Origin of the sequence: Halomonas sp. 3A7M (genome assembly GCF_014897875.1) — a bacterium.
Classification (GTDB): domain Bacteria; phylum Pseudomonadota; class Gammaproteobacteria; order Pseudomonadales; family Halomonadaceae; genus Vreelandella.
The window spans coordinates 1-5,799 of the sequence record NZ_JABUZD010000072.1; the positions used below are offsets into that span (position 1 = coordinate 1).

6 protein-coding genes and 1 pseudogene are annotated in these 5,799 nt (G+C 56.6%); all 7 read right to left on the reverse strand.

The window, feature by feature from the left end; translation table 11 throughout:
* Positions 1-1,753: type I restriction-modification system subunit M (locus INT19_RS06355; RefSeq protein WP_193060158.1), on the reverse strand; the 1,753-nt coding region annotated here is incomplete at its 3' end.
* A 106-nt stretch (positions 1,754-1,859) separates the two neighbouring features.
* Positions 1,860-2,642 carry a TSUP family transporter gene (locus tag INT19_RS06360; RefSeq protein WP_193060159.1) on the reverse strand — a complete coding sequence of 261 codons (783 nt, stop codon included), beginning with the start codon at positions 2,640-2,642 and terminating at the stop codon, positions 1,860-1,862.
* A gap of 16 nt (positions 2,643-2,658) precedes the next feature.
* Positions 2,659-3,051 (reverse strand): annotated as a pseudogene (locus tag INT19_RS06365) (helicase C-terminal domain-containing protein); the annotation flags it as partial.
* Between the two features lie 152 nt (positions 3,052-3,203).
* Entirely contained in the window at positions 3,204-3,956 is a 753-nt protein-coding gene (locus INT19_RS06370) for an SH3 domain-containing protein (RefSeq protein WP_193060160.1), read from the reverse strand.
* Positions 3,957-3,983: 27 nt separating this feature from the next.
* A complete protein-coding gene (locus INT19_RS06375; protein WP_193060161.1) occupies positions 3,984-4,391 on the reverse strand; it encodes a hypothetical protein in 408 nt (135 codons plus the stop codon).
* A gap of 32 nt (positions 4,392-4,423) precedes the next feature.
* Positions 4,424-5,188 carry a hypothetical protein gene (locus tag INT19_RS06380; RefSeq protein ID WP_193060162.1) on the reverse strand — a complete coding sequence of 255 codons (765 nt, stop codon included), beginning with the start codon at positions 5,186-5,188 and terminating at the stop codon, positions 4,424-4,426.
* On the reverse strand, positions 5,185-5,799 hold a 615-nt coding region (locus INT19_RS06385; protein WP_193060163.1), incomplete at its 5' end, for a hypothetical protein. The genes INT19_RS06385 and INT19_RS06380, both read right to left, overlap by 4 nt.

The window sequence follows — 5,799 nt, forward strand, 5'->3', positions numbered from 1 at the left end:
CTGAAAGCCGCATCATGGCGCGGGTTTTCATGCATTTTCCCTGGGTGTCTGGCTCGGGATTGCCGTGCTTATCCAGGCAGATATCTGCTTCCGGGTCGCGCTCGGAAAGCGCGTTGAAAATGGCCTTCTGTACGGGTGCGCCAACTTTTAAGCTTTCAGCCTTGAGCGCCGCATTCAGCGCCTTGGTAAACGCTTTCCGGTTGGTGTAGCGCTGCTCACCTAATTGCTCGCAGGCAGCTTTAAGGGCAGTTTGTTCTCCCTCATCTAGCCTCTGAATGGCTTTTTCGTCGTCCAGCTTGGCTAGACGTTCGTCGCTGGCTACAAAGTTGAGGCGCAGTGGCCGTTCGACGGTAATCCGCCGATAGCCAAACGTTTCTATGGGGAAAATCTTGCTCTCGCTGTTCTCTTCAAAGGCACCGTAAAGCCGCACGATATCGTCAATATCACGGTCGGTAATGTATTGGCGCTTGCTGCCCAGCGACTTGCGCATCTTGCTGGCCCGGCCAGTAGCGTTAATCAGCTGTACTTTGCCTTTGCGTTCGACGGACTTGTTGTTGGAAAGCACCCATATATAGGTGGCAATGCCAGTGTTATAGAACATATCGGTGGGCAGGCCGATGATGGCATCGACCAGATCATGCTGCAGCAGGTAGCGGCGAATTTCAGATTCCCCACTGCCCGCGCCACCGGTAAACAGCGGCGAGCCGTTAAGGATGATGCCGATGCGCGAGCCACCGTCTTGGCGGTTGCGCATCTTGGCCACAAGGTGCATCAAAAACAGCAGCGAGCCATCCGACACACGCGGTAGACCAGGGCCAAAGCGGCCATCGTAGCCACGCTGCTTGTGCTCATCGGTGACTTGCGTCTGTACCTTCTTCCATTCCACGCCAAACGGTGGGTTAGAGAGCATGTAGTCAAAGCGCTCGCCCGCCAGTTGGTCGTCAGAGAGCGTGTTGCCCAGCTTGATTTGCTCGACTTCCTGCCCCTTAACCAGCATATCGCCTTTGCAGATGGCGTAAGACTCAGGGTTGAGCTCCTGGCCGTGCAGCGAAACAGTCACGTTCTGGCTGACCTGCTGAATGTAGTCGTCGCTTTCAGAAAGAAAGCCACCGGTACCCGCGGTTGGGTCATAGACGGTAACGATGCTATTGGGCCTAAGCTTGGCTTCTTGCCCGGTCAACACCAGTGAGGTGGTCAGATGGACGATATCTCGGGGTGTGAAGTGCTCCCCTGCGGTTTCATTGGAGCTTTCGGCAAACTTGCGAATAAGCTCTTCAAAGATACCGCCCATACCGTGGTTGGTCACCCGTGCAGGGCTTAGGTCAATCGCCGCAAATTGCCGCACAACTTTATAGAGTAGGTCATTGGCGCTGAGCTGCTGAACAAAGCTCTCGAACTCGAAGTGCTCGAAGATCTCCCGGGCGCTCTGGCTAAACGATTGCACATAGCTCATTAGGTCGTCGCTGGTTTGGGTATCGGAAAGGCTACTCAGGCTCAGCGGTGAGGCGTTGAAAAACGGCTGATTGGCGGCGCGCAGCAACAGCTTTTCACGTACGGCTTCAGGCTTATTTTGATGATCCTCGGCAGCTTCTAGCACCCTGGCCTTGGTAGGCTCAAGAACACTCTCCAAGCGACGCAGCAGCGTGAACGGCAGAATGATACGGCCATACTGGGACTGCTTGAAATCACCGCGCAAAAGATCAGCGACCGACCATATAAAAGCGGCAAGCTGAGAATGACTCTCCGTGTTCACGGTGGATCTCCACATCTAGGTAGGTGCAATTCGTAAGTAATGCGGCACATCATACACAGCTCAGCGATATTGATCAGCGGGGCATAATGTATGCCCTGAACTCCCCCTACCCTGGCGGGTGAATCAGACCCACCACACTGACCAAGATCAGCACGGCTCCCAGTACGCGGAAGAACAGCCCGGTGTCTGCTTTTAGCATGTAGCGGTGGGCTTTTTCGCCTAGCAAATGGCCGATAAATGCGCAGGGCAGTAGCCATAGTTGATGAATCAGTTGGAGGTCGACGCCGGCGATGATAAACGACGCCATTTTGATCATCACCAGGATAAACCACAGCACGAACATGGTGTCGCGCAGCTGCTCTTTGACGACGTGAGTGGCGAACACCGCGACAATCAGCGGCGCGCCAATCAACGAGGTGCCACTGACATAGCCCCCAAGCGCCAGCAGTACGATATCGACGTATTTGTTGTTACTTCTAAACGGTTTATTCAGCACGTAGCCAATGGCATAAATGATCACAATGCCGAAAATGATGTTGGTCATGATCTGAGAGGGCAGCGTTAACAGCCCCACCACCCCGATCAACTTAGGCACGATCATGATTTTCAGGGCTTTGGTTAAATAGCCCCAATCGATATTACTTTCCGGCGACGTACCTCCCACGCCCACTTTCTGCACTTGTCGATGGCCGCTCCAGGCAATCCAACTGGAAAAAATCAGCAGATGAATGGCCACAATTGGCAGGAAGACCAGCGGTTCGTTGACCACCAGCAGCAGAAAAGGCAGCGCCAGCACGGCACCGCCAAAGCCAAGGCTGGTGCGAACAAAGCCGCTCCAGGCAAAAATAAGCCCGATGAGAAGGTACTGGTACCAGAGTAAATCTGTCATTGCTCGTGCATCTCCTCTAAGAAGATGAGTGGTTGTCTAGCCCCCACCAGCGTGGCAGCAAAGCACGCACTTTGGCTTGGGCAAAACGGTCGTCCATTAATATCACAACCCCTTCATCCTCGGGGCTGCGAATCACCCTTCCGGCGGCCTGCACCACTTTGATCATACCGGGTATGCGGTAGGTGTAGTCGTCGCCTCGGCCGAAACGGGTGTTCATGCGCGTTTTCAGCGCTTCGTTAAAGTCGTTAAACGGCGGCAAGCCTAAGGTGGCAATAAACGCGCCGATTAGGCGCTCGCCAGGAAGATCGACCCCTTCGGCAAAAGCACCGCCTAGCACGGCAAAGCCGATTCCCTTACCACCCGGGGTAAAGCGCACCAGAAAGGCGTCGCGCTCGGCTTCCCCCCTGCCAGCGAATTAGCTGAAATCACCTTCCGGTCTGCAGCCTGACCTGGGATTGGCTCGCTCAGAGCAGGACAGGAAGGAATTTCTCCATGGGCGCTACAATGGGGGTTCTCACGAGTGGCGAAGGCGGGTGGCCAGCGCACGACCAGCACCGCTGCCTAATCCCGTGCACAGGAAAAGGCTTGGAGCTGAGCGGAAATGATTTTACTTCTGTCGGAGCGGACATCGAAGTCGACTCTCACCGTGTGCCCCAATCGGTCATCAAGGGAGATGCTCCTCCTCTCGAATGCCACGATGCGCTTTGCATAACCTTCATTCTCCGTTTGATAGGAGATCTCGCCTCGACATGCGACTAAAACGCGGTCGGTGCGATTGGGATCGTATTCCTCGGGGGATAACTGGACACGAACGCTTGCGGCACATTTCCGTATGCCGCTGTTGCCAAAAAGTGGCCTTCGACAATCAAAGTCGAGCTGGCTGACCCTAAGTGGCCCAGCCCAGCGATGAGGTTGGTTGGACAGCGCGGGTCTGCGAATGCGTCCGTCGGATTGGCCAGGGCGGAGCTCGGCGATTGTTGTCGCGTTGCTGCCCAAAAAATGCGTTGATAGCCAACCTTCTGCCGGTTCCCCATTGGCACCCTGAACAAAGACCCGGGCCCAGCCCCCTTTACGCTCAAGAATACTGACGACCGTTCTGCGGGGAAGGGTGCGAATGACGGATGATCCTGTACTCGGCGCCGCGTGCAGGTTCAGTTCCTGAGCATCAACAAACGCGTATGTGCCGACTTCCTGCGCAGAGGCCAGAAGACCGCCAAAAACCAACGACGCGCAAACTGCGAGCACCACAACAACCCCGTGTACAACGATTGATCGCCTACCGGTTTTGTCCACTGTCTTTACTGAACAAGGCATCCAGAACCTCCTTGGCTGCCATGGGAATCATGGGCGCAATCCGCCCTCGGGCGGGAACTGCGAACCGCGATGGCATTCGTAAGTCTTTGCACGATATGCGGTGGGCGTCTGAGCGTTCTCCCCCATCGGAATGATGATCAGCCGCTGCCAGATCGCAGAGATCGAGTCGTCCTTCAGCCCACTGCGGCGAAGACCCGCATCCAGGACAGAGTCCTGCGCAAGGCCAATCTCGATCACTGCCTCAAGGAAAGGATCGGGCAAATCGGGGAGGGCGCGAACTTGTCCAATCTCGCCAAAATTGTTCTCGCCCGTCAGCTCGTCGATGGCGGCCGCGAGGGTCAAAAGGTCGGCACGTGCGACCTCAAAAGGAACCGATGCCGTATTCAGCGGCGTCTCTTTCTCTACGCTCCACAGGGCGGCGTTTCCAAGCTCCATGACAGGTGAGAGTCAAGGGTTATTCAAGCAGGTCAGCCCTGCGCCTGCGCTTCGGACAGCTCGATCCGCCCGGCAGCCACGATGTCTGACGCTGCCCCCTGCACGGGCCTGGTGACGAAGCGCCAGGACACATGCGGGCCAACGTCGAACGCTTCGGGAGGTTCCACGTACTCCGCCCCGATTGAATCGATTGCGTCTTGGCGGATGGCCGATCCCAGGCTGAAGCGGTCTACCTGAATAAAGCTGACGGGATACGGAACGCGGCTCGCCAGATCCGGAAACGGTTCAATACCATAGGTGATGCGGTAGCGGACTCGGCCGCGCACTCCCTCAGCCGCCTCAAGAGCCAGAACCGCCATGGTCAGCGGCCTGATCTGCGCGCTTGGCAAAAAAACCGACGATTGCGAATTCACTGGTTCTAGATTGGCAAGGACCTGGTCGAGTACTTGTAGGGTATCCTGCTCTTCATATCCCTCCAGAAAACGTGCGGACAACCTTTCAAGCGGGTTGCTCACATCCGAAGAACCCGCCCCCTCGGGCAATGTTGACGCGGCACCGTTGTCGCGGGTCATAAAGCGCTGCGCTACCCATCCAGCACGTTCCATGTCGGAGGCGAATTGCTCGATCACCGGATAGTTGGTGCCCGGCCCCATACGAGCGTTCAGCACGTCATCGACTGCAACGCCGCCGGTGACGCGCCACAAATCCGGGCCGTTACCGTCTACCTCTGCCCGTGCGACTGGAGTCGATGCGAGGACGACAAGGATGGTGACGGAAAGAGCTCGGCGTATCATCATTTCACCTCCACGACGGATCGGCCAAGCACCTCACGCCCGGAAACGTCCAGGAACCGAACCTCATAGAGGCCCGCCTCATCCGCCATTGTCAGGTCAATAGATTTTTCCTCGGCGACCGACTGAACCGTGATCCAGCTAAAATCGGGCTGATCCTTGTGCGCAAGCGCGATCCGCTGATCGGTGCTGTCGCTCTCGCCGGTCCATGTCACTGTGATCGTCTCGCCACTACCTGCGGTTTCTGGCACCGACAGTCCCGCGCCATCGTCCAGCGGCGCATCGGCTCCGACGACCTCCAGCGGAATGCTTGCAAGAGTCTTTCTGCCCACGTCGAGAATATAGCGGATCTCGTAGAGGCCTGGTTCGGCGGGAGCGATCAATCGCCCCTTGGTCTTGTCTCCCGCGCGCAAATAGATGTTTCGCGTTCCCTCATCGGCACCCGCCGACACGATCGCGACCATGTCCCTGGAATTGATCGTTGAAGACCAAGTGATATCGATTTTAGTCTCAGCGCGGACGATTTCAGGCCCGGAAATGCCGATCTCTGGCTCAATCACCTCGATGGACGCGGTCGCGAGCGTCTTACTGCCCACGTCGAGAATATAGCGGATCTC